The organism is Microvirga sp. GN3 (genome assembly GCF_055792825.1).
This window is the reverse complement of sequence record NZ_JBVVAK010000003.1, coordinates 135,768-159,178: the sequence shown is the minus strand read 5'-3', so window position 1 is coordinate 159,178 and position 23,411 is coordinate 135,768. Positions and strand designations below refer to the sequence as shown.

Annotated in this window: 23 protein-coding genes and 5 pseudogenes; 21 read left to right on the top strand and 7 right to left on the bottom strand. The window is 61.9% G+C overall.

The annotated features are described in order from the left end of the window. Positions 1 to 690 precede the first annotated feature (690 nt). The 4 genes and pseudogenes from ACS5Q1_RS02905 to ACS5Q1_RS02890 all read left to right on the top strand — a co-directional run bounded on the left by ACS5Q1_RS02905 (position 691) and on the right by ACS5Q1_RS02890 (position 3,097). Entirely contained in the window at positions 691 to 870 is a 180-nt protein-coding gene (locus ACS5Q1_RS02905) for a hypothetical protein (protein WP_473096785.1), read from the top strand. A gap of 107 nt (positions 871 to 977) precedes the next feature. Then, a pseudogene (locus ACS5Q1_RS02900) lies at positions 978 to 1,396 on the top strand (DDE-type integrase/transposase/recombinase); the annotation flags it as partial. A gap of 114 nt (positions 1,397 to 1,510) precedes the next feature. Next, on the top strand, positions 1,511 to 2,077 hold the full coding sequence (locus tag ACS5Q1_RS02895) for a TetR/AcrR family transcriptional regulator (protein WP_473096784.1): 567 nt from the start codon (positions 1,511 to 1,513) through the stop codon (positions 2,075 to 2,077). A gap of 378 nt (positions 2,078 to 2,455) precedes the next feature. Further along, positions 2,456 to 3,097, top strand: coding sequence for a hypothetical protein (locus tag ACS5Q1_RS02890; RefSeq protein ID WP_473096783.1), 642 nt, complete (start codon positions 2,456 to 2,458; stop codon positions 3,095 to 3,097). On the opposite strand, the pseudogene ACS5Q1_RS02885 reads toward ACS5Q1_RS02890, so the two are convergent. Together ACS5Q1_RS02885 and ACS5Q1_RS02880 are read right to left on the bottom strand one after the other, a co-directional pair. Further along, positions 3,094 to 4,659 (bottom strand): annotated as a pseudogene (locus ACS5Q1_RS02885) (DNA translocase FtsK); the annotation flags it as partial. The gene ACS5Q1_RS02890 and the pseudogene ACS5Q1_RS02885 overlap by 4 nt on opposite strands. A 575-nt stretch (positions 4,660 to 5,234) precedes the next feature. After that, positions 5,235 to 6,137: a hypothetical protein gene (locus tag ACS5Q1_RS02880; RefSeq protein WP_473096782.1), complete on the bottom strand. Its 903-nt coding sequence runs from the start codon at positions 6,135 to 6,137 to the stop codon at positions 5,235 to 5,237. Positions 6,138 to 6,747: 610 nt separating this feature from the next. Between ACS5Q1_RS02880 and ACS5Q1_RS02875 the strand changes: the two genes are divergently transcribed. From ACS5Q1_RS02875 to ACS5Q1_RS02860, 4 genes are all read left to right on the top strand, one after another. Beyond that, positions 6,748 to 7,011: a hypothetical protein gene (locus tag ACS5Q1_RS02875; protein ID WP_473096781.1), complete on the top strand. Its 264-nt coding sequence runs from the start codon at positions 6,748 to 6,750 to the stop codon at positions 7,009 to 7,011. 141 nt (positions 7,012 to 7,152) lie between these two features. Continuing rightward, on the top strand, positions 7,153 to 7,545 hold the full coding sequence (locus ACS5Q1_RS02870; protein WP_473096780.1) for a Crp/Fnr family transcriptional regulator: 393 nt from the start codon (positions 7,153 to 7,155) through the stop codon (positions 7,543 to 7,545). Next, entirely contained in the window at positions 7,479 to 7,886 is a 408-nt protein-coding gene (locus tag ACS5Q1_RS02865) for a Crp/Fnr family transcriptional regulator (RefSeq protein WP_473096779.1), read from the top strand. Before ACS5Q1_RS02870 ends, ACS5Q1_RS02865 begins: the two co-directional genes overlap by 67 nt. Before the next feature lie 401 nt (positions 7,887 to 8,287). After that, entirely contained in the window at positions 8,288 to 8,527 is a 240-nt protein-coding gene (locus ACS5Q1_RS02860; protein WP_473096778.1) for a hypothetical protein, read from the top strand. 156 nt (positions 8,528 to 8,683) lie between these two features. Here ACS5Q1_RS02860 and ACS5Q1_RS02855 read toward each other — a convergent pair whose 3' ends face one another. From ACS5Q1_RS02855 to ACS5Q1_RS02840, 4 genes and pseudogenes are all read right to left on the bottom strand, one after another. Next, a complete protein-coding gene (locus tag ACS5Q1_RS02855) occupies positions 8,684 to 8,887 on the bottom strand; it encodes a hypothetical protein (protein WP_473096829.1) in 204 nt (67 codons plus the stop codon). Between the two features lie 628 nt (positions 8,888 to 9,515). Continuing rightward, a pseudogene (locus ACS5Q1_RS02850) lies at positions 9,516 to 9,707 on the bottom strand (recombinase zinc ribbon domain-containing protein); the annotation flags it as partial. A gap of 59 nt (positions 9,708 to 9,766) precedes the next feature. Further along, positions 9,767 to 10,594 carry a recombinase family protein gene (locus ACS5Q1_RS02845; protein WP_473096777.1) on the bottom strand — a complete coding sequence of 276 codons (828 nt, stop codon included), beginning with the start codon at positions 10,592 to 10,594 and terminating at the stop codon, positions 9,767 to 9,769. A 303-nt stretch (positions 10,595 to 10,897) separates the two neighbouring features. Then, a pseudogene (locus ACS5Q1_RS02840) lies at positions 10,898 to 11,860 on the bottom strand (IS110 family RNA-guided transposase); the annotation flags it as partial. Between the two features lie 375 nt (positions 11,861 to 12,235). Between ACS5Q1_RS02840 and ACS5Q1_RS02835 the strand changes: the two are divergent. The 12 genes and pseudogenes from ACS5Q1_RS02835 (at position 12,236) to ACS5Q1_RS02780 (ending at position 21,308) form a co-directional block, all read left to right on the top strand. Next, positions 12,236 to 13,425 (top strand): IS3 family transposase gene (locus ACS5Q1_RS02835; protein WP_473096776.1). Its coding sequence is split into 2 segments (ribosomal slippage): positions 12,236 to 12,488 and positions 12,488 to 13,425, totalling 1,191 coding nucleotides; the frame shifts between segments, so codons are not numbered across the junction. Positions 13,426 to 13,436: 11 nt separating this feature from the next. Beyond that, a pseudogene (locus tag ACS5Q1_RS02830) lies at positions 13,437 to 13,583 on the top strand (IS256 family transposase); the annotation flags it as partial. A 526-nt stretch (positions 13,584 to 14,109) separates the two neighbouring features. Next, the gene (locus tag ACS5Q1_RS02825; RefSeq protein ID WP_473096775.1) at positions 14,110 to 14,526 is read left to right on the top strand and encodes a response regulator; all 417 of its coding nucleotides are present in this window, start codon (positions 14,110 to 14,112) and stop codon (positions 14,524 to 14,526) included. 116 nt (positions 14,527 to 14,642) lie between these two features. Next, on the top strand, positions 14,643 to 15,221 hold the full coding sequence (locus tag ACS5Q1_RS02820) for an aldehyde dehydrogenase family protein (RefSeq protein ID WP_473096774.1): 579 nt from the start codon (positions 14,643 to 14,645) through the stop codon (positions 15,219 to 15,221). An 11-nt stretch (positions 15,222 to 15,232) separates the two neighbouring features. After that, positions 15,233 to 15,652, top strand: a complete 420-nt coding sequence (locus tag ACS5Q1_RS02815) for a hypothetical protein (protein ID WP_473096773.1) — start codon at positions 15,233 to 15,235, stop codon at positions 15,650 to 15,652. Positions 15,653 to 15,717: 65 nt separating this feature from the next. Then, complete coding sequence (locus ACS5Q1_RS02810) at positions 15,718 to 16,599, top strand: 3-hydroxybutyryl-CoA dehydrogenase (RefSeq protein WP_473096772.1); 882 nt, start codon at positions 15,718 to 15,720, stop codon at positions 16,597 to 16,599. A 487-nt stretch (positions 16,600 to 17,086) separates the two neighbouring features. After that, complete coding sequence (locus ACS5Q1_RS02805; RefSeq protein ID WP_473096771.1) at positions 17,087 to 17,827, top strand: Crp/Fnr family transcriptional regulator; 741 nt, start codon at positions 17,087 to 17,089, stop codon at positions 17,825 to 17,827. Positions 17,828 to 18,344: 517 nt separating this feature from the next. After that, positions 18,345 to 19,223 carry a 3-methyl-2-oxobutanoate hydroxymethyltransferase gene (panB, locus tag ACS5Q1_RS02800; protein ID WP_473096770.1) on the top strand — a complete coding sequence of 293 codons (879 nt, stop codon included), beginning with the start codon at positions 18,345 to 18,347 and terminating at the stop codon, positions 19,221 to 19,223. 9 nt (positions 19,224 to 19,232) lie between these two features. Continuing rightward, on the top strand, positions 19,233 to 20,168 hold the full coding sequence (gene panC / locus ACS5Q1_RS02795; protein ID WP_473096769.1) for a pantoate--beta-alanine ligase: 936 nt from the start codon (positions 19,233 to 19,235) through the stop codon (positions 20,166 to 20,168). Continuing rightward, positions 20,165 to 20,806, top strand: a complete 642-nt coding sequence (locus ACS5Q1_RS02790; protein ID WP_473096768.1) for a hypothetical protein — start codon at positions 20,165 to 20,167, stop codon at positions 20,804 to 20,806. Before panC ends, ACS5Q1_RS02790 begins: the two co-directional genes overlap by 4 nt. Next, the gene (locus ACS5Q1_RS02785; protein WP_473096767.1) at positions 20,803 to 21,030 is read left to right on the top strand and encodes a hypothetical protein; all 228 of its coding nucleotides are present in this window, start codon (positions 20,803 to 20,805) and stop codon (positions 21,028 to 21,030) included. The genes ACS5Q1_RS02790 and ACS5Q1_RS02785 overlap by 4 nt, the downstream gene beginning before the upstream one ends. Further along, positions 21,027 to 21,308, top strand: coding sequence for a hypothetical protein (locus ACS5Q1_RS02780; RefSeq protein ID WP_473096766.1), 282 nt, complete (start codon positions 21,027 to 21,029; stop codon positions 21,306 to 21,308). The genes ACS5Q1_RS02785 and ACS5Q1_RS02780 overlap by 4 nt, the downstream gene beginning before the upstream one ends. Before the next feature lie 1,100 nt (positions 21,309 to 22,408). Here ACS5Q1_RS02780 and ACS5Q1_RS02775 read toward each other — a convergent pair. Continuing rightward, positions 22,409 to 22,750, bottom strand: a complete 342-nt coding sequence (locus tag ACS5Q1_RS02775; protein ID WP_473096828.1) for a hypothetical protein — start codon at positions 22,748 to 22,750, stop codon at positions 22,409 to 22,411. On the opposite strand from ACS5Q1_RS02775, the gene ltrA reads away from it, so the two are divergent. Continuing rightward, positions 22,637 to 23,371, top strand: a complete 735-nt coding sequence (gene ltrA / locus ACS5Q1_RS02770; RefSeq protein WP_473096823.1) for a group II intron reverse transcriptase/maturase — start codon at positions 22,637 to 22,639, stop codon at positions 23,369 to 23,371. The two genes, ACS5Q1_RS02775 and ltrA, sit on opposite strands and share 114 nt — an antisense overlap. The last annotated feature ends 40 nt before the right edge of the window (positions 23,372 to 23,411 follow it).

Below are 23,411 nucleotides of genomic sequence, written 5' to 3'. Positions count from 1 at the left end.
GACCGGGTGACCGCTAGATCAGAAGCGACATGAGGTGACAGCGCTTGGCTCGGAAACCGGAATTGGTTGGCCCTTCCTGGCTGCCACCGGCGTTCTCACTGCTGTCTGCGCAGTAATAGTCGCTTACCTTGGCCTCGATGCGATGATCGGTCACTGACAGCGAAACCGCCTGATTGATGCTGGCGTCATAGGAGCAAGGGCTCCGGACGCTGTCCGACCGAAATAGGTTACGCCCACGTGCAGCCCGGCCACGAGCTGGGGTTTTTATATCGCCAAGCTGGAACGCCACTCCCCTCTTAGGGCTAGTTTCCTGAAGGCTTTATTCACCTACAACCTTCCAACTGGGCCTTTGAAACCTCCGGGCCTTTTCTTTTGGCGCAATGACCCCCTTCCAGCCAAGCTGAAACCGGCAACGGCTTGAGGCATTAATCCTATGGAAGCCGGCCGCGAATCCTCGGCTTCCGTCCACGCAGGGCCTCCTCATCGACCGGGCAACGGCGGGTGAGGAGGCCTTTCTTGTCTCGGCGCTGTCAATGAGGCGTGTGGACTGAGACTCCCTCTCTTCACCCCTTCGTGCCCTACCCTCGGCACAGCCTCCATTCGATCTCGCTCTCCGAAGGTTTAACTCGGCGGCTATTGTGGAAAAACTCCTAAATTGGATATCTTAGGTTGCGCAATCAGGGGACTTGCATGACCCGAGAGCAGGTCGAGCACGTGGCGCGAACGTTCTACGAGGCGGAGCACCGTGGCGATTGGCACGAGGCTCCTGGAAGGCTGCGGGAGCGCTTCAGAGACCGTGCCGGCACGGCTCTTGCTACCCTCAACCGCCAGATTGCAGAGTGCCGGTCGGCGGCCAAGCCAGCGGCATAACCTACTGCCGCGACACCACGGCCATCTCCGAGCTCACCGGCTAACCCATCAGCACCTGGTCTGAGGAATGGTAGTTCCATAAGGATGCTTACGCACAGCATGCCGGAAACAGCGACCCGGTTGAGTTCTGGTTCAGCGAGCGGCGCAACCTCACGGCCGCCAAACGGTTCCTGCGCAACGCGCTCAAGCGGCAGGGCCGACCCGAGCGGATTGTGATCGACGGCGGCCAGACCAATCGGGAAGCGATCCTGTCCTGCGATGCCGAGGGCCGTTTGCAGGATCGCTCAAGACGTCGTTTGCAACCCATTCGCATCCTGCAAAGGTCCATCTGAATAACCGAATTGAGCAGGACCACCGCGCCATCAAGAGGCGGGTCAGACCCATGCTCAGCTTCAAGGCGATGGACAGTGCGCGTGCCGTGCGGGGCAGCATCAAAATGGTTCACACGATGCGAAAAGAACAGGAGAAGTCTGCCTGCCATCGGCAGCTATCGCTCTCCGAGCGGTTTCACCTGCTCACCGCATGAACGCCTCACAAAACTCCTGCTACTCCCTCGTTCCTCCTCCGGATTTGCGACGGAGCCCGGGTGCTGATATGGCGAATGGATGTTCGGCTGGACGCGTCAGCGCAAGAGTGGTGCATGGTGGGACGTGGTCGAGGCCGAAAGAGTTCCCGCGAGAAAATTCTCGACGCGGCTGCGGAGCTTGTGAGCGGGATCGGTTCGGGACGGCTGACGCTGGATGCCGTCGCCGAAAGGGCAGGTCTCAGCAAGGGCGGTCTGCTCTACAACTTTCCCACCAAGGAAGCGCTGCTTCAGGGCATGGTCCAGCGCCTCGTCGACGAGGTCTCGGCGGAGCGGGAGGCGCTCCGAGGTCAAGCCGAGCCCGGGCGCAACCTGGAAGCGCGCCTGTGCACGGCGGCGCTGCTCAAGCTGCGCCAGGGCCGGACGAAGGAGGTCGCCAGTGGCCTGCTGGCCGCTTCGGCCGAGAACCCGCGCCTGCTCGAGCCTGTGCGCGCGGTCATCAAGGCGACCTTGGAGACCCTGAAAGCCACGTCGGATGATCTGGACGCGGCGCTGGTGGGCTGGCTGGCCATTGAGGGCCTGAACAGCCTGGTGATGCACGACCTCAATCCCTTCTCCGAGGAGGAGCACGAGCGGATCGTCCACGCGGTCGACCGCCTGTTGCGCAACGGAATTGCTGAGTAAAGCCCTCAGGCGCAAGGCAGACTAACTAGCTGTCTCGACCCTGAGGTTCCTCAGTCTCGATCTGGCGGCGCCGGATCGCTCCTATGATTGGTACGCTGTCCAAAACGGCGCCCAGGCAGGTGCATGGGATCGGTCATCATGCTCACGTATCGCCTGGAACGCGCAGCTCACGTGGCACATGGCGATCGAGACGTACTTGGCCTGTCACACCAAAGCGGAGCCCGCGGCCGCTCTGAGCAGGTGTCATTCTGAGGATGGCTCTGTCGCGGCTTGCATCGGGGGCAAGCCATCGAATCCCAAGATGAACCGCGTTGTCCAAGGCCCCACTTGCCTGTTAAACCGTCGCTGTCGGGACCTTGAGGCGAAAGGAGGCATTCGGTGGCACTCACAACCAAGGTCATCGATGGCGACCTCCTCATGCTCCGGATCGTGTTCCCTGATGGCAGGACGGCGACGATGACAGCCGGCAGGGACGGCAAGAGCGTCAGCGTGGCTCCCAACGACGGGAAGATCGCCGAGAGGCTGTCGTCTATCTTCCATTGGAGCACCGACAGGGTGGGCGAACCGGGCTATCCGTTCACCAGCCTCAACCAGATGATCTATGGAATGGAGACACTGGCCCGGTCCGCGATGAGCGTGGAACTTTTCATCGCGGGGCTGCGGGAGGTGCTGGAGGTGTCCGGCAAGCCCTCTGAGCCCGAGGTCGGGATCAGAACTCCATCGTTTACCGTCGTCGACCTGAGCCCGAGCGGGAACGGATGGTTTGTCGATGCCCGCTTCCAGAGCGGAGAGCGCTTCAAGCTCGCCATCAACAAGGCCAGTATCGGCTGGGCCGCAGACCCGCCGGAACCGACGCGTGATAAAGCGGTCATGAAGCTCCTCTCGCGATTGAAGGGTGCCCCAGCCCCGACGGATGAGGACCTTGCGCTGCTCGTGATGGAGGTGGCGCATTATTCATCCGACATCGCCGGGTGGCTCCAGGGCCTGCACTCCGCCATCTCTGAGGAGTTGAGGTCCTAGAGGGAGCCTCGCACCCTGATCGTGCGGGGACAAGACCGTTCATTTGTCCTAATCCTCGAACTCCCGCACAGGATCTCCCGCTTGCCGGCATGGTTGGCGGGTCCGACGATGCCTTCCTTCTCCATGCGCTCCATGATCGACGCCGCCCGATTGTAGCCGACCTGCAAACGACGCTGGATATAGGAGGTCGAGGCCTTCCTGTGTCTCACGACGATGCCGACAGCCTGCTCGTAGGCATCTGCCGATGCAAGGCCGACATCGTCCTCATCGGCGGGGAGTTCGGGCTTTTCCAGATCCTCCGGCGTCTCATCGTCGGCTGTCACCTCATCGAGATAGACTGGCTCGCCCTGGCGCTTGAGATGCGCCACCACCTTCTCGACCTCCTCGTCGGAGCAGAACGGCCCGTGCACGCGCGTGATCCGCCCGCCGCCGGCCATGTACAGCATGTCGCCTTGCCCCAGGAGCTGCTCGGCGCCCATCTCGCCGAGGATCGTGCGGCTGTCGATCTTCGAGGTGACCTGGAACGAGATCCGGGTCGGGAAGTTCGCCTTGATCGTGCCGGTGATCACATCCACGGAAGGCCGCTGCGTCGCCAGGATCACGTGGATGCCGGCCGCGCGCGCCATCTGGGCCAGACGCTGGATCGCGCCCTCGATCTCCTTGCCGGCCACCATCATCAGGTCGGCCATCTCGTCGACGATCACCACGATGTACGGCAGCGGATCGAGATCCATCACCTCATCCTCGTACACCGCCTCGCCGGTCTCGCGGTCGAAGCCGGTCTGCACCGTGCGGGTGATGGTCTCGCCGCGGGCTTTCGCCTCGACCACGCGGGCGTTGAAGCCGTCGATGTTGCGCACACCGAGCTTCGACATCTTGCGGTAGCGGTCCTCCATCTCGCGCACCGCCCATTTCAGCGCCACCACCGCCTTCTTCGGGTCGGTGACCACCGGGGTGAGCAGGTGCGGGATGCCGTCATAGACCGAGAGCTCGAGCATCTTCGGGTCGACCATGATCAGGCGGCACTCGGCCGGCGAGAGCCGGTAGACCAGGGACAGGATCATGGTGTTGATCGCCACCGACTTGCCCGAGCCGGTGGTGCCGGCGACCAAGAGGTGCGGCATGCGGGCGAGATCGGCGATCACCGGCTCGCCGCCGATGGTCTTGCCGAGGCAGAGCGCCAGCTTCTGCTTCGAGGTCTCGAAGTCCTGGCTGGCCAGCAATTCACGCAGGAACACGGTCTCGCGCTTGTGGTTGGGCAGCTCGATGCCGATGGCGTTGCGGCCCTGGACCACGGCGACGCGGGCCGAGACCGCGCTCATCGAGCGCGCGATGTCGTCGGCCAAGGAGATCACCCGCGACGACTTCGTCCCCGGCGCAGGCTCAAGCTCGTAGAGAGCGACCACCGGTCCGGGATGAACATGGATCACCTGACCCTTCACACCGAAGTCGCGGATGACCTTCTCGACCCGTCCGGCTCTCTCTTCGAGGATATCCTCGGTGAGAATGGCGCCTCTGCTTTTGGGGGGTCGCCCGAGCAGCTCGATGTCAGGAAGCTGGTAGAAGGCGAACCTCGAGCGCTGGGGCGTTGCGGGAGGGGGCAGCATAATGACCTGTGACCCGATGATGGTCTCCTCCCTCGGGGCGGCAATCTCCGCATCCTGGGCCGGAAGCACCACATCCCCATGCAGGATTTCTTGCGTCGCTTCGATCACCTCGACAGCAGCGGTAGCATCTAATCCAGGATGCTCTTCCTCCAGCACCTGCTTCCACAGCTCACTTGAGGAGCCAAGTTCATCCTCAGCCGAGGCGATCTTCTCCATGGAGGCTGGCTCCTCCATGACGGCGGCTTTCTCGGCCGCGGGAGCGTGCGGCACCGACTGTGGGGCAATTTTCGCGTTGATCCTCAATAGGGGTTGGATAGGCGCGATGTCCTCCCCGAACAGGGCGAGGTATCCAAGGTCGACATCCTCTTCCTGACCATCCATCCTCTCGGGATTCACCTCCGCGACGACCTGGATGATTTCTGCCGTCCCATCCTCATCATGCGCAACGATAGCGACCGCTGGAATCACAGCCTCCGGAATCCTATCCTCAATCCCTGCGGGTTCCGCGAACTCGGATTCGCCATCCATGCCTATGTTGGCCCGATCATCAACCTCCGCAGGTTTCTGGTCCAGTTCCTGTGACGCGGCCATGGCTCCGTCCCTGGATTGCAGCTCCACGAACTCGGCGGCGGCACCCTCGAACACTTCCGGCTCCGAATACCCGTCGAGAACGATGACGTCGGCCTCCCTGGACTTGGAGCCGCACGCCTCCCCGATAGTTGCAGCAAGGGCGCTTCGGGGACTTTTGGTTCGTCAGCGACCGCGTCAGTGAGTGTGAGCAAGGAGTGCTTCAGCGAGACGTCGATACGGTACAGAGCCGATTGCAAGGCCGACGGGACGAACTTCGTAGATGGCATCGGGAGGGCAGTTATCGGGGTCTCCGGCACGGGCTGGGAAACCGTTTCGACGGCCTCGGAAAGCGGGATCTCAACGTCATGCGCTGCCGGAGGCGGCTCGGCTTTCCTTGGCACATCTGCCGCCTTGGGCTGCTCCACCACGGGAGTGGATGGCGGCTGAACTGCGCTCTGGGCCTTCTGGGCAAATGTCTTGGTTGGGGGAGCCTCGATGGCGGCGCGGAGCCTCTCGATCCGCTTGTGAACCTCGTCCTCGGGCTTGTTCATCGCCAACTCGGCCAAGCGATCCGCTCGCATCAGTTCGCCCGTTGGAAGGTCGAACACGTTCGTGTCCTGCGGCTTCCTGATGAACTTGTCAGGCGTTCGCGTGGACCGCACGCCGTGATCAAGAGCGAAAGCCTGCCACCAGCCGGGTTCGGCTTGGCCCATGGCCAGCCACGGCTCCTCCCAGTTGGTGCTGGGGCTGGTGTTCAAACTCTGGAACGGCAGGGTCTCACTCTCATGCGATCTCCTGACGGTGCCATCCTCAGTCCGGATAGTGGATGGAAGATAGTCGTTCGGCATGAAGATCTTACGCATGAATAATAACAACACTCATGAATGCGGTGGGGCCATCTAGGACCTTCACACTCTGGATGAGGCAGGTAAATACCCAGTTATTGGGACGCGCGACCATGCAATCCCGCTGTCACTGAGCAGTTAACCTGGGACTCCGGCTCACGAACGTTGTCTGGATTTGGAGGGGAGTGAGCCTGGCGGGGCAACAGCCAATCGCAGCGTTTGATCGCGCATCACTGCAAAGCAGTGCATCGCGTTAGCCGGAATGAAGCAGGGCAGGGGCATTCCCGAAGCCGTCTTCCATGGGCGGTTAACTTGCGATTCCACGCTCCCAGAATCTCACGCTAAGATGTCTATGGCTGCTCCAGAATCGGGAATCTCACGCCAACATGCTCAGCAACAGCCGGGCCAGCCTGGCCGATGTGATCGGTGGTGAGCCCGAAATCCAATGGGTGAAGCACTGGTCTCCATCACGGCTTGATCCGACCCCACCACTCCGTGCGCCCCGAACCATCCGCAGGGGTGATGCCAGGGTCCATCCGCGACGCCACAGACGGCCAGGCCTGTGCTGAGGATAGGCATCAGATGCGTGCCGTGATTAGAACACCAAGCGAGACTAAGAGACCGCCCGATGACCGCCCCCAGCCTGACACAACCCCCGAGAGACACTCCAGATCGCGGCTACAATCTCTTTCGCAACAGGCAACGGCCGGAGCTCCTCTGCGCCGTCCCCGAGGATTATCCGGTGCCCGGCTTCGTCATCGACGAGGGCTGGCTGTTCGCGTGGCCGCTCCGTCCCACAGATGTTCCGCCGCCGGGCTTTCACGCGAAAGCGGCCGCCGCCGGCGTGCGGTTCAACGGCTTCTATCTGTTTCAGCTGATCCAGGCCGATTGACACCGGCTCTTCGGCACCTTACGGCAGACAATCTCTCACTGGGATCATTTCGAAGAACTGTCACAGTTGTCGGCTAAGCTCGACCATCGTCAGACTGGTTCCGATCCCACGACACGCTAAGCGGCCCTGATGATCCCCGGCATGACGTCCTCCGACCACCGGGCCAACCGCTTCCTCGCCGCCCTGGATCCCGCGGACTATGCCGCGCTCGAGGCTCATCTCGAGAGCGTCGACCTCGCGCGCGGGACCGTTCTCTACGAGACGGGAGATCCGCTCACCCACACCTATTTCCCGCAGGACAGCATCGTGTCGCTGGTCACCGTCATGGCCGACGGCCACTCGGTCGAGATGGGGGTGTTCGGCCGCGAGGCCCTGGTCGGCATCGTGACGGCGGTGATCACCCGCAAAGCCTTGGGGCGCTACATCGTCCAGCTGCCCGGCACGGCCTCCCGGATCGCGACGAGCGCATGCACGCGGCGATCGCCACCCGTCCGACCCTCCGGCACACCTTCCTGTGCGCGAGCGAGGCGCTGATCAGCCAAACGCTGCTGACGGTCGCCTGCAATGCGGTTCACGGCGTCGAGGCCCGGTGCTGCCGCTGGCTCCTGAGCACGCACGACCGGGTCGACCGGGACAGGCTGCCGCTGACGCACGAGGTTCTGGCCGAGATGCTGGGCGTGCAGCGCTCCACCGTGAGCACCGTCACGCGGGCGCTCCATACGGCCGGACTGATTGCGCAGGGCCGGGGCGGGATCACGGTCCGCGATCGGGCCGGGCTCGAGCGGAGGGCCTGCGAGTGCTACGGCCGCATCCGCCGCAGCTTCGAGCATCTTCTGCCCCGCAGCTATCCGGCGTCGGCCCGCAGCCGGACCTAAGGCAGCGGCGGCGCGGCGCCTTGTTGTATGGATGAGCGAGTTGGCAACCAGGGCTGGATAACGTAGAGGCCGTCTGGCTTCTGAGCAGAGATCCCGCCATGCCGTTCAAGGCCAATGTCGCTCGCCATCACCGCATCCCCAAGCAGCGGTACCGGGTGCCGCCATGCGAGCCGATCCGGCTCTTGGCTTGAGGGGCTGGCGCAGGGGACACCATCAGAAAAACGCAGCGGTCGCTGCAGAGATCATCGATGAAATCATTGTCAGAGGTCAGCAGACGATGATTGTGCATCCAACACACGGGCCGGTTGTACGGCGGCGGTTCCCGGATGGCTCAGGGGACTGGTGGAAGGCGGATGGCTCCTTCATTGGGTCCCTCGAACGATATACGGCGGGTGATGCGAATGGGAGGGAGCGCAGAGATTACCAACGATCCTGGAAAGGATTATGAGTTGGACGTTGAGTTGTTGGAGGAAGGCCAGGATGTTGCTCGGCTGCAGCACGGTGAAGCTGGTCAGCTCGAACTACAATTCTACGGCGGAACGCCGGCTCGTATTCCATATGATTGGCTCCGCGAGATAGCTGAGAAGTTCGAAGTGGAGGTACGCCTGAGGACGCTGGATGAGTTGTTGAGGAGACGCTGACTGGTCTCACGCTTGCCGCGTCAGCATCATAAGCACCTCAGGAGCACGGATGGGATTGACAAGCATCTTTCTGCCGATTGTGGTAGTTTCTCTGTGCGCGGGCGACCTCGTGGCAAAGAGTGGGGCATCGACTGCAAGCCTCGCCAGGCCGCCTGATCATTCGAGCCCTGTCGGATTGAGGCGCTCGCGCACCCCATCCTTAGGACGCCGGAACTTCCAGCTTTCCACGAAGCGCTCGTAGGTCCGCTCGGCCTGCTCAGCCACAGCCCGTTCCTGATCGCGTAGTTCCTTGACGTTGTAGGCATAGGCCGGACCGCGTTGGTTTCCCTTCTTCTGCGGAAGGCCTGCCTGCAATTCCATGGTCCGGCGCTTGTTGGCGATCAGCGCAGGCCGTGCCCAGAGATAGTCCTCCTCCTTGGTGAGCAGATGCCAGCAGAGAACGGCGAGTTGGACAATGGTGCAAAGTTCGATCCGTCTCAGGTGGGCCTGAGAAGCCGGGATCGACCCGGAAGATCACCCGGACAACATCATCGGCAACCTCAATGCGCTTGACCAGAGTACAGATGATGTCGCGCTTCGTCGTCCAATCCGCACCCGCAAGCCGCTCGCGCACCATCGTGGCGAACAGGTCGAGTTTCCCGATGATGAGGTGCAGCGAGCGGACTTGTTTATCGGCTTCCTGATGAGCCTTGGCTTCAGTTTCCAGCCGGGCTGTCCGGCGGCGCAATTCGGCCAGGCGCGGCTCGAATTCAGGCTTTTCGATCAATCCCTCGGTGTAGCTGTCGATCAGCCGCTCGATCGCGCGGCGGGCCTTGGCCAGTTGACGGTCGAGGGCATCGAGTTCGAGCCGATGCGGCGTGGTCTGCACGGCGTCCAGGCGCCGCTGATACTCTGCGATAACCCGTGCCGGATCGTCGAGCAGCCGGCAGACCTCGTTCCACACCGCCTCATCGAGCAACTCCGTGGCGACCAGCCGGGCATCACACCGGAACGCACCATGGAAGCGGCTGCGATCGGTGCCGCAACAGCGATAATACCGCTGTGGTCCGTACGGGTGATACCCCGTGAACCCATAGCCGCACTTTTGGCAGACGAGCAGGCCTCGCAGCAGATACTGGACGCCCGCAAGCCGCTCGCGACTGCGTCTGCGGTTCTCCTCCAACTGCTCGGCGACACTCACAAACAGGTCTTCGTCAATCAGAGCCGGGACCGCGATGCTGATGTGCCGTTCGGGCGCGGCTAGCACTTGCCGCCACGGCCGCCGCGGCAGGCCATCGTGGCCGCGCGGCGGGTGAAGCGGCGACCATAGAGGGCCTGTCCCGCATAGGCAGGATTGAGCAGCATGCTGTGGATCATCGCCCGGCTCCAGTGTGGCCGTCCAGTCGGACTTGGAAGCCCGCTGTCGTGCAGGCGCCGGCAGACCCCCGCCAGCGTCAAGCGCTCGTGCCCGACCCAGGTGAAGATCTGGCGCACGATCCGCGCCGCCTCCTCGTCGATCTCGTAGCGTGCGGCTCCCCCACCAGCTTCGCGCGTGATGTAGTGATAGCCGAAGGGCGCACGGGACAGGACGCTGACGGCTCCGATTTGGGCGCGGTGGCGCTTGCCGCGCCGGCTGCGCTCCAGCACCTTGGCTCTCTCGTACTCGGCGAACATGCCCTGCAGCTGCAGCAGCAGGCTGTCCTCGGGCGTGGTCCCGATCGGGCGATTGAGGAAGATCACCTGCGTGCCGGCGTGGGTAAATTCTTCGAGCAGCAGAACCTGATGCGCGTAGCTGCGGGCGAGACGATCCGGGGACTGGACGTAGACGAGATCGATCGCCGACAGCGCCACGAGATCGCGCAGACGCTCCAGGGCCGGGCGGATCAGACTGGCGCCACTGTGGCCGTTGTCGATGAACCGCAGATCGTCCCGGATGCCATGGCCGTCCTGTTGCGCCCGTGCGGTCAACTCCGCTAACTGGCTGTCGATGGTGTGATGCTCAGCCTGCTGGTCGGAGGAGACGCGGGCGTAGAGGGCGACCTGCAGGGTCTGCGGTGCCGAAACGGCTCTCAGATGCTGAGTTCTCATCGCATGCTCCCTCGGAAATGGCGGCCTGTGCCCTTGAGGGCAGGGAACAGGTGCGCAGGGGCAGAAGGCGCTCATAGGCGCGGCTCAGAACTTCCTGACTGCCCCGTCTGACCTCGAAGCCGACCTCAAGGCGCAGCGGGCGGCGCCGCTTGCAAAGCTTGGCCATGGCGGTCCTCGTCCGTCATTGGTCTGGTTTGTCCAGAGCCGTTGAAGGGTTTAACGCAGGACCTGTTGTGTGACGCCGGAGAGCCTCGCGAGCGACTGTATGGACAAAGCTGATCGCAAACTTTGCACCATTGTCTAACACGCCACGACCAGCTTCCGCGCCAGGGCGACCGCAGCGATCTGATGCCCTCGTTTGGCGCGGATGCGCACGAAGAAGGCATGCAGCGGTCCTGGAGCCTTCGCCGCGGCCCAAGCCGCCTCGACCAGCATGGCCCGGGCATGGCTGCGCCCGGCCTTGCTGATGCGGCCATGGTGGGCGGCGCCCAGGCCAGACTGACGAACCCGGGGATTGAGCCCGAAGTAGCTGACCAGTTTCTGCGGGCTCTTGAACCGTTGGATGTCGCCGATCGCCGCCATGAGACCAGTCGCCACGGCCAGATTGATGCCGGTGATGGTCAGAAGGCGGTGCACCTCGGGGCTTTCCAGAGAGCCCTGCGCGATCTCACGGTCGAGGCCCTCCAGGTCTTCTTCCAATCTGTCAAGCTCCCGGATATGCCGATCGATGGCAGCCCGTTCGTCGTCCGGCAGCGGTTGCCGTGACAGCCAGTCCCGACCGCGCGTGTTGAACAGATCAGCATGGGGGCACTTCGGGATCAGATGAGCATGACGGATGGAATGCACCTCGTTCTTGATCCGGGTCCGGTGGCGCACGACCTGATAGCGCCGCGCAACCAGTCGGCGCATTCGTTCGGTCGCCTCGTCCGGGGTCCAGATCTCCGGAAGGAAGCCTGCAGCATGAAGGCTCGCAAGGGTGCCGGCATCTACCTTGTCCGTCTTCACATGAGCATGGGCGATGGCCTTCACCTGCAACGGATTGGCGATCACCACCCGCGCGACGAAGGGGGATAACACGCGCGCCACCGCCATGCAGTTCCCGGTCGCTTCGATGACCACCTCATCCGTTGGCTTCAGTCCCTTGCCCAGTCCATGCAGGCCAGTCCGGGTCATATCGATCCGGCCGGCGTGCCGCAGCACACCGCTGTCCCAGATCACCACCTCCCCGAAGGTCCGGTGGATGTCGATGCCAATCACGCGTCGCATTCCAGCCTCCACTGACGTCCAAGTCGACGGGAGCGGTGGGGCAACACGACACCTACGGATCCGCGCTCTCAGCGCAACCGGGCGAGTCGCAGAGGCGGCCAGCTACTAACCCGAGCTCGAAGCTCATGCTTATACGAACGGCCTGCCCGTACCTTCGTGCTCCCGGTGCCCCTGTCCCGGATGCTCGCAGCATACGCCATGATCGAGACCACGGCGGAATATTGGCACCGCGTATCTCATACCGGTTACCAACATGCTCGAGCGGCTCAACGAGGAGTTCAGCCGACCCACCTGCGTGGCGCGGAACTGTCCTGACCTGCCCCTGAGATTTCCCTCCATTTGGAGTTAGAGTCCGGCCCATCACAAGGACGGACTATGAAGCGTTCACGTTTCACAGAAGAACAGATCATCGGGATTCTGCGCGAGCAGGAGGCCGGGGCAAAGGCGGCCGACTTGTGCCGCAAGTACGGCATGTCGGAAGCGACCCTCTACAACTGGAAAGCCAAATACGGCGGCATGGAGGTCTCGGATGCCAGGCGCCTCAAGGCGCTGGAGGACGAGAATGCCAAACTGAAGAAGCTGCTGGCCGAGGCGATGCTCGATGCCTCGGCCCTGCGCGAGTTGCTCTCAAAAAAGTGGTAGGGCCCGCCGCCCGGCGCGAAGCCGTCGCGCACCTGCAGGCCAGCTTCGGCCTGTCGGAGCGGCGGGCCTGTTCTCTCATCGGAGCCGAGCGGAGCACGATCCGATACCGCTCCTGCCGACCGGACGATGCCGCCTTGCGGAGCCGCCTGCGCGCGCTGGCGCAGGAGCGGCGTCGTTTTGGCTATCGGCGGCTGTTCGTACTCTTGCGCCGGGACGGCGAGACAGCAGGGCTGAACCGGGTCTACCGCCTCTATCGCGAGGAAGGCCTGAGCGTGCGCAAGCGCCGGGCCCGCCGGCGGGCGGTCGGCACGCGGGCACCGATCCTGGTCGAGGCGAGGGCCAATGCGCGCTGGTCGCTGGACTTTGTCCATGACCAGTTTGCCAATGGCCGGCGCTTCCGCATCCTGAACATCGTCGATGACGTGACGCGGGAGTGCCTGGCGGCGATCCCCGACACCTCGATCTCAGGCCAGCGGGTTGCCAGGGAACTGACAGCCTTGATCGGGCGGCGCGGCAAGCCGGGAATGATTGTTTCCGATAACGGCACCGAACTCACCTCGCATGCCATTCTCGCCTGGTGTGCCGAGCACCGGATCGAGTGGCATTACATTGCTCCGGGCAAACCGATGCAGAACGGCTATATCGAGTCGTTCAACGGCCGCATGCGCGATGAGCTGTTGAACGAGAGCCTGTTCTTCGGACTGGATCATGCCCGCGAGCTCATCGCGTCCTGGGTTGAGGATTACAATACGGCGAGGCCCCATTCTTCCTTGGGCTATCAGACGCCGCAAGCGTTCTCCAGCGCCCTACGAACCGCAAGGGACCATCACGCTGCGCAACGGACAGGCTCCGCGCGCTGGCCCCTTGCTCCTGTCGCGCTACATGGCGTATCACCGGCCGAGGCTCTAAACGCCACTGGATGAAACTTCAATGGCAGGTCAGTCCCAATACGGCCTCCTGCTGCCGGCTGGTGCGAGCGCTGGAAGGCGAAACCCATGAGAACTGGCTTGAGGCGCACCGCTACCTCAACATGGAGGAACTGAAGGAGCACAAAAGGGATCAGCTTCGCGAAGCCGCTTAGCCAGCCTGAACCGGCTGCCCCGCTTTGCAGAATTCGACGTACGCAATCCTCAACATGCGCATTTTATGCGTTATTGAGGTTAGAATTGCAGGATTTGAAGCAGTTGGCGCCTCATATTGCAATAACTCGTACTCCGTACCCAGCTAAATTGTAGTGGTCCAGTCTACTCAAGCGATTTTAGCCTGAGCTTGAACCAAACGCACGGCGATAGCGGATTGCTGCTGCGCCAAGGGCACTCGCGGGTGATTGACAGGCGGGCACTGATACTGGTTGGCCTCGTAGAGGCCAACCAAGTTGGGCGGACCGCCGCTAATCAACAAGGACTCAAGCATAGGCCACATTGGCCATTGTATAGTATTAAATAATGTAACTCAAAGTATAGGTCGCCTGAACTTCCGGAGTGTCGACGCGTATGCAAGTGTAATGGAGATCTGACAACCGGATTGGCGATTTTCAATGACTGTCAGGTTCTACGGAAATTCTATCGGGGCGCGCCAGCCATCTGACTTGGCGCCAGGAGGTAGCTATGAGTGCAACTGAGCAGGAACGCATCCTCGTCGTCGATGCCAACCCGCTGTTTCTGGAGAGACTCGCATGGGAACTACGGGGCAGGAACTTTGATGTCGTTGCGACAGAGTCCGGCGCGCAGGCCTTCCACGTCCTGAGGAACGGGCACCGTCCCATCGACTGGCTCTTCACCCGTGCCATTCTGCCTGGCCTGATCGATGGCTGGATTTTGGCCGATGAGTATCATGACAGTCATCCCCATCGGGCGGCCGTGATCGCCGCCTCGCAAGCGAGGGTCTCGGTCCAAGGGCATATCACCCTCAAGGATCCGTCACCGGCTGCCGTGCTCGACACCATGCGGTGCATCATGGCCCAGAACCAGGCGTCGGAGATCCCGAGCCACACCGAACGCGACGAGGAGCGACTTGCCGCATAAGGGGTCGCAGCAGGATCCAGCTGCTGGAGATTCAAACGATTTCATTCTGGGTTCCAATCCATCGGAAGGCCGTGTGCTGATTGGGCATGCGGCACAGAGCCAGAGGCTGTTGCGGCATGGCGGTTATACCTGACACTGAGCTGAAATTCGCCCCAGAGCATCGTGCGTTCATCGCCGGTGAGTGGATCGACTGTGAAGCCACTCTGCCGGGTGTTGACCCGGCGACGGGCGAGCACCTCGTGGATGTCGCAGTCTGCTCTACAGACCTCGTGGACCAAGCCGTAACATCAGCTCGCGCTGCATTCCTCCGTTGGCGGGGCCAAACACCCGTTGCTCGCGGCACGATCCTCCGCTCATGGGCTGCTTTGATGCGCACCCAAGCAGAGGATCTTGCTGTTATCATGACGTCCCAGCAGGGCAAGCCCTCAAGCGAGGCCCTCGGCGGGATCTCTTACGCGGCAGCGTTCCTGGACCGGTTCGCCGCGGAAGAGCTGCTCAAAGCCTGCACCCTGCCGCTCATCAGCACAGGCAACCTGGTGATCACGGATCTCGGCGTCTTCGCCATCGACAAGCAGGATAGCACCGGCATGACCCTGATCGAACTCGCCGATGGCGTCACCTTCGACGAGATCAAGGCCAAGACCCAAGCCGAGTTCAAGGTCGCCCTGAGCGGCTCCCAGTCGAACGTGGCGTAACGGAGATTCCGATGGCCCGGCGCAAATCATTCTCTCCAAGCCTCTCCGATGCCATGCTCCTTGAGCCAGATCAGCTCGAACAAAACATCATTCTCGCTTACGTGCAGCTAGCCGTTATGCCGGACCAGGTCAACGGTGCGAGAACTGCAACGGTGGCAAAGTTCGGATCGGTAGAGGTGCGCCTCACCGAGCTGACCCAGCCGGGATACAAGTCGCGTTGTATTCCACCATTTTGGCTGGAGGTTTACTCCCATGCCACCGGCACAACCCTCGATAGTTGCGGCTGCTTCGACTTCGATGAGTCCGAACTGACCACCGCCGTTAGCCTCATTTGCGAAGCCCGGAAAAGCCGCCTGAGAGGACTGCCTGATGTGGATCACCATCCTCCTGAAAAGCCGTACTGCGTCATCCGACGGGAGGGGCTTGCCTGATGCCTGAGTTCGCCGCTTTGCCCCCTCGTGCCATTCAAACGCAACGAAACACCTTAGGTGTCAAAATGGCTGTTCCTATCAAAACGGTTGGCGTTGTCGGCTCCGGGCAGATGGGCAGCGGCATTGCCCATGTCTGCTCGCTCGCGGGGTTCAATGTCCGGCTCAACGATCTCTCGGAAGATCGGATCAATGCCGGGCTTGCCACGATCAACGGCAACATGGCGCGCCAGGTCTCCAAGGGCGCCATCTCGGATGCCGACCGGCAGGCGGCGCTCGAGCGGATCAAGCCGGCACGCACCTATGACGATCTGTCAGCTTGCGACCTCGTCATCGAGGCCGCGACCGAAAACGAGGAGGTGAAGCGCAAGATCTTCACCAATCTCAGCCCGTCACTGCGCCCCGATGCGATGCTCGCCACCAACACGTCGTCGATCATGATCACGCGCTTGGCCGCTGCCACCGACCGGCCGGAGAAGTTCATCGGCATTCACTTCATGAATCCGGTGCCGGTGATGCAGCTCGTCGAGCTGATCCGCGGCATCGCCACCGAGGACCCGACCTACGAATCCGCCAAGGAATTCATCGGCAAGCTCGGCAAGACCTCGACCGTGTCCGAGGATTTCCCAGCCTTCATCGTCAACCGCATCCTGCTGCCGATGATCAACGAGGCGATCTACACCCTCTACGAGGGCGTGGGCTCCGTCGAAGACATCGACACAGCCATGCGGCTCGGCGCGAACCATCCCATGGGTCCGCTCCAACTCGCGGATTTCATCGGCCTCGATACCTGCCTCTCGATCATGCAGGTGCTGCACGAGGGCTTGGCCGATTCCAAGTACCGCCCCTGCCCGCTTCTCGTGAAATACGTGGAAGCCGGCTGGCTTGGCCGGAAGACGAAGCGCGGCTTCTACGACTACCGGGGCGAGAAGCCGGTTCCAACACGATAGTACGAGGACCAGGCGAAGTGGCACAGCTGATTGAATTGGGGTAGTACAATGAAAACTGGAGCTCCGAAAGACGCGTTCGACGGTGGAGCGCGCATTGCGACAGCACTGAATTCTGCACCGCAATGGCAGTTGTACCAGAAAGGACACGGGTGCTCGATCGAGCCCGGTGCGGATCCGGTCGCCAGTTCTTCCTATGCAGCCTATAAGACGCTCGACGTGACACCCGTCCATACTTCAGTCGAACTGATCGGAGGGGGCGATGGCGTCGCTGAGTTGCGCCCGCGCTCTACATCTGGGGAAAGACGTTTCAAGACCGACCAGACGCTGATCTCTTCCTTCCACCCTGCTCATAAATTGGAGCTGCTCAATCTACGTTGGGAGAAGGGCTCGATTCCTCCGAGCTGTAAATGCGCGGGTTCTAATTCTTGGCATCAAGCGCTGCCTGCCTCTCAGGCAATAAGGCGGCCATAGGCCAAGGGTTCTTGCCATGTCACTGTCCTCGCCCCAACCATCCCATCGCACGAACCGGTTGCTATCGGCACTGCAGCCGGAAGACTTCGCGCATCTTGAGCCACACCTCCAGCTAATCGAGCTGCAAAAGGGCATGGTTATCTATGAGACCAGCGAGTGCATGCCGTTCGTTTACTTCCCCCATGACGCCATTGTCTCGCTCACGACTGTTCTCCCCGATGGCAGAACTGTCGAGATGGCGGTGCTTGGGCGTGAGGCCATGTTTGGCCTCGTCAGTGCGCTGACCACCCGCCAATCGCTTGGGCGCTTTGTGGTGCAAGTCACGGGCACTGCGTCGCGCATTGACACTGATGTCCTGCATCACGCGTTCGAGGAACGGCCGAAGCTCCGTGAACCCTTCTTGCGCTATGTGGAGGTCCTGCTGGCGGAGACTCTCCAAGCGATGGCCTGCAACACCGTCCACAGTGTCGAGGCTCGCTGTTGCCGCTGGATCCTCACCATGCTCGATCGCGCCAATCAGGCGACCTTGCCACTTACGCACGAGCATTTATCCCAAATGTTAGGAGTGCAACGGTCAACGATCAGTCTCGTCACGGGTGGGCTTCAAGCATCCGGATTGATCCACCAGGGCCGCGGTGCAATCACAGTCACCGACCGTTCTGGTCTCGAACAGATCACGTGCGGGTGTTATGAGATCGCGCGTCAGCGGTCAAAACAACTCTCACCGGCACAGAACCCAGAGGTTGATTATGCGTAGAGCAGACGAAGACGATCTTCTGCAGGTCGATGAAGATCAGTGGGCCCGACGTAAACCATCCATCGGGTATCGCTTGCTTTATCTGGTCATAGCACTAGCCGGTATAGCCAGTGCGATATATCTGACAGCCCGATTACTGTAGGCAGAGTGACAAATTTTGTCTGCTTTGAAGAACGTTGGAACTTTCGGCAGATGGGCAGCGAAACCTTCTATTCCATCTTAAAGGATGATTGTGTGCAAATGATTCTCACTCCCGCAAGACGCTCTTGTCTCTCATGAGGAGGTTTCTGTCGCTTGGATGTTGTAGGGAAAACGATCTTCTCGCTTTCAGCTGGAAGATAGAAGTTCGTCCTCTTGAACAACGACGATTGATCAAGTTAGAAGCATGCCCACGCACCAAGGTTAATTTTGATACTCGGTCGGTGCATCAAGCGTTCTTTCGCCCGCAGGCTAAGAAGTATCTCACGTTCAGAGATTATCCTTTCAGCGGCTCAGCCGTTGCGGAAAGCAAGCCCTCATGAGCCATCACGCTTCAACGGATAGGCCGCCGATCAGCATCCCGTTGCTGCAGCAGCGGGTGCGTGACGGCCAGCGGCTGGTGATGACCACAGCCTATGATGCCGTCACGGCACGCCTGGCTGATCCGGCCGTGGACATGATCCTGGTCGGTGACAGCGTCGGCAATGTCTGTCTCGGCTTCGACAACACCTTGCCGGTCAGCATGGCGATGATGAACCATCATCTCGAAGCGGTCGCACGGACACGGCCACGTGCCCTGCTCGTCGCCGACATGCCGTACCTGAGCTATCACCTCAGCCTCGACGACACCTTGTGCAATGCCGGCGGCTTCCTGCAGCGCGGAGCGGCGGCCGTGAAACTGGAAGGCGGAGAAAAGCGTGTCGAGACGATCCGGGCTCTGGTGGAGTGCGAGATCCCGGTCATGGGCCATCTCGGTCTAACGCCGCAGAGCGTGCATGCCATGGGCGGCTTCAGGGTGCAGGGCCGGGGAGCTCAGGATGCCATCCGGATCCTGGAGGACGCGCACCGGCTGCAGGAGGCCGGCTGCTTTGCGCTCGTGCTCGAAGGCATCCCCACCGAGCTCGCAGCAAAGATTACCGCCACCCTGAGCATTCCGACCATCGGCATCGGCGCCGGGCCGCATTGCTCCGGTCAGGTGCTGGTCCTGCACGATGTGCTCGGGCTGACGCAGGGGCACAGGCCCAAGTTCGTCCGCACCTATGTCGATGGTTTCGATCTGCTGCAGCAGGCCCTCACACACTGGGTCGAGGACGTGCGCTGCGGTGCTTTTCCGTCTGCTGCCGAAGCCCACGCCCTGCCAACCGAGGCCCAGGCCGCGGTTGCCGCCTGGGCACCACACCCCTCCACGAGCGCGTGAGGCCCGCCGATGCTCACCTTCCACACGATCAAGTCGCTGACCCAGTGCCTGCGCGGCTACCGCGCCTCAGGTCTGCGGGTCGGCTTCGTGCCCACCATGGGCTTCCTCCACGAAGGCCATCGGGCGCTCATCGATGAGAGCGTCGCCCGCTGTGACATCACCGTGGTGAGCATCTTCGTCAATCCAACCCAGTTCGGGCCGAACGAGGATCTCGACCGCTACCCGCGTGCGCTCGAACAGGATCACGACCTCTGCCGCACGGCCGGCGTGAACCTGCTCTTCGTGCCGGATGCCAGCAAAATCTACCCACCGGGCTTCCAGACCACCATCGAGCCTGGGCCTGTGGCCGAGCCGCTGTGCGGCGCGGTCCGGCCCGGGCACTTCCGCGGGGTGGCCACCGTGGTGACCAAGCTGTTCAACATCGTCCAGCCGGATGTCGCCTTCTTCGGCCAGAAAGACTTCCAGCAATGCGCCGTGATCCGGCAGCTGGTGCAGGACCTGAACTTAGCCGTTGAGATCGTCACGGTGCCGACCGTGCGCGAGCCGGACGGCCTGGCGCTGAGCAGCCGCAACAGCTACCTGAGCCCCGCCGATCGCGAGCGCGCCCGCTGCCTCAGCCGGGGCCTGTTCGCTGCCCAGGCGGCATATCGCGAGGGCGAGCGAGACAGCCAGCAGCTGATCGAGATCGCCCGGGCTCATATAACCGAGGTCGATCAGCTTCAGTATCTCGAGCTGCGGGATGCCAGGACCTTGGAGGCCATCCAAGGCCTGGTCGAACAGCCGGCCGCCCTGTGTGTCGCCGCCACTGTCGGGGCCACACGCCTGATCGACAATGTGCTCCTGATCCCCCCGCCGACAGCTCTGTCCGATCACGAGTTGGAGGTAGTCTCGCATGCGATCGACCGGCAGGCCACGGCCGGTGCGGAAGGGCCGCGATCGTCATGACGGCACAATCCTGGCCTCAGGCCCTTGTTCAGGATCTCACCACCCGGCTAGCCGCTGGCGCAACCGCGACGGAAACCCTCCAGACCTGGTGTGAGGACCATGGGCTCTCGCACGGACCCGTCACGGCCGAGGTCCGTCAGAGGTTCGCACCTGCAGTGGTCCCTGACGACGTCCTGACCGCTCTAGAACCCGCTTCCGGTGAAGCCATTCACTACCGGTGGGTCCGCCTGATGCGTGGCACACTGCCGCTCGCGATGGCCGAGAACTGGTTTGTGCCGCAACGCCTCGCTCCGGGGATGAACGACCTTCTGCAAACGACGGAGATCCCGTTCGGAACGGTCATTGCGCCGCTTCATCCGTCCCGCCGCACCCTTATGGCCCGTGTTCAGCCTCTCACCGTTGATCCTTCCGAGGATCCGTCGCAGCTCAGCGCCTCAGGGCGCCCGTCGCAACCTGCTATCATCCTGGAGCATAAAGCCGTGATCTGCAGCGCTACCGGGACAGCGCTCGCGCTCGTCACGGAAAGGTTTTCCTCCGGTCTCATTTCGTTTGCGACCTCGCAGTCACCTTCGAGCGGAACCCTCGATGAGAGATCGCGCGCAGGATCAGCAATGCTGCTTGGGGGACTTGACCGATGACAGTCCAACCCGACCTGACGTCACAAGCCTTCCGGGACCCTGACGCGATCGAGGAGATTGAGTTTCTGGATCACCGGATCAGGTTTGGCCCGACGCAAACCGGTTGGATATCGTTTGTGGCGCGTCAAGGCCAAGGTCCGACCATCGTTCTCGCGACGGATCGCGAAACCCTGCTCGCGCAGTCGCACAAGCTGGTCGAGCAGCGGATCGCGGGGAGGAGGTGAGGGGCTATCATCTTCTGCAGCTGGCACCCGGCAGCTATGACCTCGTGCTGGGCGACGAGATCATCGGCAGCGTGGTCCGCAGCGGCTCCCGCAGCAAGAACACCACGTGGATCGTTGAGCTTCTGGAGGATAGCCTGGAGGTGCCACGTCCATCTCCCTTCACAGCCGTCGAGGAAGAATTCGAAACTCTGGAGGAGGTGTGCCGGTGGCTGGGAGGCGCTCCAGTCCGGCTTCTCCGCAAAGGCCATGAAGTGTCGGAGTTGCCCATTCAGAGATGAGGTCACCGGCGGAGTTCATCGGCCCGTCTCGCATGGCTGCACCTCGGATGAAAGCAGACCGGAACCGTGCCTGACGTACAGCCTATCCCTGGGCTGTTTTTGTAAGAGCGTACCCGCACCATGAAGCGTGCGGCACCGAAGGCGAGCGCTTCAGCGCTTAACTGCAGTTTTACCGAGAGAGTATCCGTTGAACCCTTACCTTTGAAGCGATGTCATGTTGAACCACATTGCGAACTATCGGCCGCGAACGATCATTGATCTTTGTCTCGTTGTCTCTACCGCTTCGTCTGCGTTCGCCGTTATCTACTTATGCTCGCAACTGCCATAGATCAGCACAGCGGCATGCCCGCATCTCCTGGCCTGCAGAAGCAGGGAGTGGAACGGGATCGCGGCTTTTCTTCAGCGTCTTATGAAATGGCCGCGCTGGTACCCGATGGCGCTTTGCTCGAAGGTCTGCGTCGTGCTGCGGCTTGGGTGGTTTCCAATAGGCATCCCGTGTAGCCGGCGTGCTGCCAGCATTGGGTTGTGAAGCCTACGAAGAAAATTCTTCTCCTTTTTGGCTGCGACAGCAGCCGCATGCATGTGACGCAGCGGTCTTATGAGGCATGCTGCATTGCAAATAAGTCGAATGCAGCCGATATGAGCAGCGGCTGATTTCAACGCGGCACCGCTTTTTTCCTCCCGCGCTGCCGTGTCGGCCGTTCCCTCTGGAAGGTTTTGACTTTGTCAGGCCTTAACTTCATGCCGGGCCCTTGGCCCGGCTTTTTTCGTGTGCCGAGCATGTTCGACAGCTTGGAGGTGCAAGTCCTCTACCCAGCCTGATGGCGGCGAAGGGTTAGCGAAGCGCAAGGGCGTCACCGCGAGGTGGGGTCTGAAGGAAGCGTGGAGCAAAACCGCGACCTGATGGACAAGAACCGGATATGAGGCCGTCTCGGCCGGACGAGCAGGCGAAAGGCTGCAAAGTCCACGGTCATCAAGGACCGAGACGGTAAATCCGGCAGGTGTGCGGGGAAGGCGGTCGAACTTACCTCGGGAGATCTCCGCCATGTCCGGGCTTCCGGACTGAGCGGGTCGCAAGACCCGTGATCGTGGTGGAGAAGTCAGCAGACGGCATAGTAGGCCGAGAAGGCCGAAGGCCCGAACGTCAGAGAGGGCAAGTAGAGCAGGTGTCTCGACGGACCAAGCGGCAGCAACACCAACTCGAGTTGGCTTTCGGCAGCGCGGCAGAGGGTGAAGCCCCGAGCCCACTCGCCGGAGGAGCCGAAGTCCTGCCGGCGGCACCCGCCCCCGAAAGCCCGGCGGCCCCGGTTGGGCCGATGATGGAGAGGATTGTCGCGCGCGACAATCTGAAGAAGGCGCTGGCCCAGGTCAGACGCAACAAAGGCGCGCCCGGCGTCGATGGCATGACCGTCGACGATCTGGCCGCCCACCTGAAAGACCACTGGCCCGAGATCCGGGCTCAACTTCTCAACGGCACCTACCAGCCGCAGCCGGTGCGGCGCGTCGAGATTCCGAAGGCATCAGGAGGCACTCGCGGCCTCGGGATTCCAACGGTGCTCGACCGCTTCCTCCAGCAGGCGGTGATGCAGGTGCTGCAAGAGGACTGGGACTCGACCTTCTCGCCGTCGAGTTACGGGTTCCGGCCCGGACGCTCGGCGCATCAGGCCGTGGCCGCCGCCCAGCAGTTCATCGCTGACGGTTGCCGCATCGTCGTCGATCTTGATTTGGAGAAATTCTTCGATCGAGTGAACCACGACATTCTGATGGGTCTGGTGGCCAAACGGGTGCAGGACCGATCTCTGCTCCGGCTTATCCGCCGTTATCTGACGGCAGGTGTGCTCGTGGGCGGCATGGTCGATCCGATGGATGAGGGAGTCCCGCAAGGGGGTCCGCTCTCGCCGCTGCTTTCAAACCTGATGCTCGACGTGCTCGACAAGGAACTGGAACGGCGCGGCCATCGGTTCGCAAGGTACGCCGATGATTGCAACATCTATGTTCGCAGTCCTCGTGCAGGCGAGCGAGTCATGGCCAAACCGGTACTGAGCGAGCGGACGTGCTCCTGACGCTTGTATCTACAACGTTAGTAGCCGCATGGAACGCTTG

Bases quoted from the DNA above. Each gene is read 5' to 3' on its own strand.
- ACS5Q1_RS02845 (WP_473096777.1), bottom strand. From the start codon at position 10,594: ATGAGAACTCAGCATCTGAGAGCCGTTTCGGCACCGCAGACCCTGCAG.
- ACS5Q1_RS02810 (WP_473096772.1), top strand. From the start codon at position 15,718: ATGGCTGTTCCTATCAAAACGGTTGGCGTTGTCGGCTCCGGGCAGATG.
- ACS5Q1_RS02860 (WP_473096778.1), top strand. From the start codon at position 8,288: ATGGGAGGGAGCGCAGAGATTACCAACGATCCTGGAAAGGATTATGAG.
- ACS5Q1_RS02785 (WP_473096767.1), top strand. From the start codon at position 20,803: ATGACAGTCCAACCCGACCTGACGTCACAAGCCTTCCGGGACCCTGAC.
- ACS5Q1_RS02815 (WP_473096773.1), top strand. From the start codon at position 15,233: ATGGCCCGGCGCAAATCATTCTCTCCAAGCCTCTCCGATGCCATGCTC.
- ACS5Q1_RS02790 (WP_473096768.1), top strand. From the start codon at position 20,165: ATGACGGCACAATCCTGGCCTCAGGCCCTTGTTCAGGATCTCACCACC.
- ACS5Q1_RS02880 (WP_473096782.1), bottom strand. From the start codon at position 6,137: ATGCGTAAGATCTTCATGCCGAACGACTATCTTCCATCCACTATCCGG.
- panC (WP_473096769.1), top strand. From the start codon at position 19,233: ATGCTCACCTTCCACACGATCAAGTCGCTGACCCAGTGCCTGCGCGGC.
- ACS5Q1_RS02870 (WP_473096780.1), top strand. From the start codon at position 7,153: ATGACGTCCTCCGACCACCGGGCCAACCGCTTCCTCGCCGCCCTGGAT.
- ACS5Q1_RS02895 (WP_473096784.1), top strand. From the start codon at position 1,511: ATGGTGGGACGTGGTCGAGGCCGAAAGAGTTCCCGCGAGAAAATTCTC.
- ACS5Q1_RS02805 (WP_473096771.1), top strand. From the start codon at position 17,087: ATGTCACTGTCCTCGCCCCAACCATCCCATCGCACGAACCGGTTGCTA.
- ACS5Q1_RS02905 (WP_473096785.1), top strand. From the start codon at position 691: ATGACCCGAGAGCAGGTCGAGCACGTGGCGCGAACGTTCTACGAGGCG.
- panB (WP_473096770.1), top strand. From the start codon at position 18,345: ATGAGCCATCACGCTTCAACGGATAGGCCGCCGATCAGCATCCCGTTG.
- ACS5Q1_RS02875 (WP_473096781.1), top strand. From the start codon at position 6,748: ATGACCGCCCCCAGCCTGACACAACCCCCGAGAGACACTCCAGATCGC.
- ACS5Q1_RS02865 (WP_473096779.1), top strand. From the start codon at position 7,479: ATGCACGCGGCGATCGCCACCCGTCCGACCCTCCGGCACACCTTCCTG.
- ACS5Q1_RS02825 (WP_473096775.1), top strand. From the start codon at position 14,110: ATGAGTGCAACTGAGCAGGAACGCATCCTCGTCGTCGATGCCAACCCG.
- ACS5Q1_RS02820 (WP_473096774.1), top strand. From the start codon at position 14,643: ATGGCGGTTATACCTGACACTGAGCTGAAATTCGCCCCAGAGCATCGT.
- ACS5Q1_RS02855 (WP_473096829.1), bottom strand. From the start codon at position 8,887: ATGGAATTGCAGGCAGGCCTTCCGCAGAAGAAGGGAAACCAACGCGGT.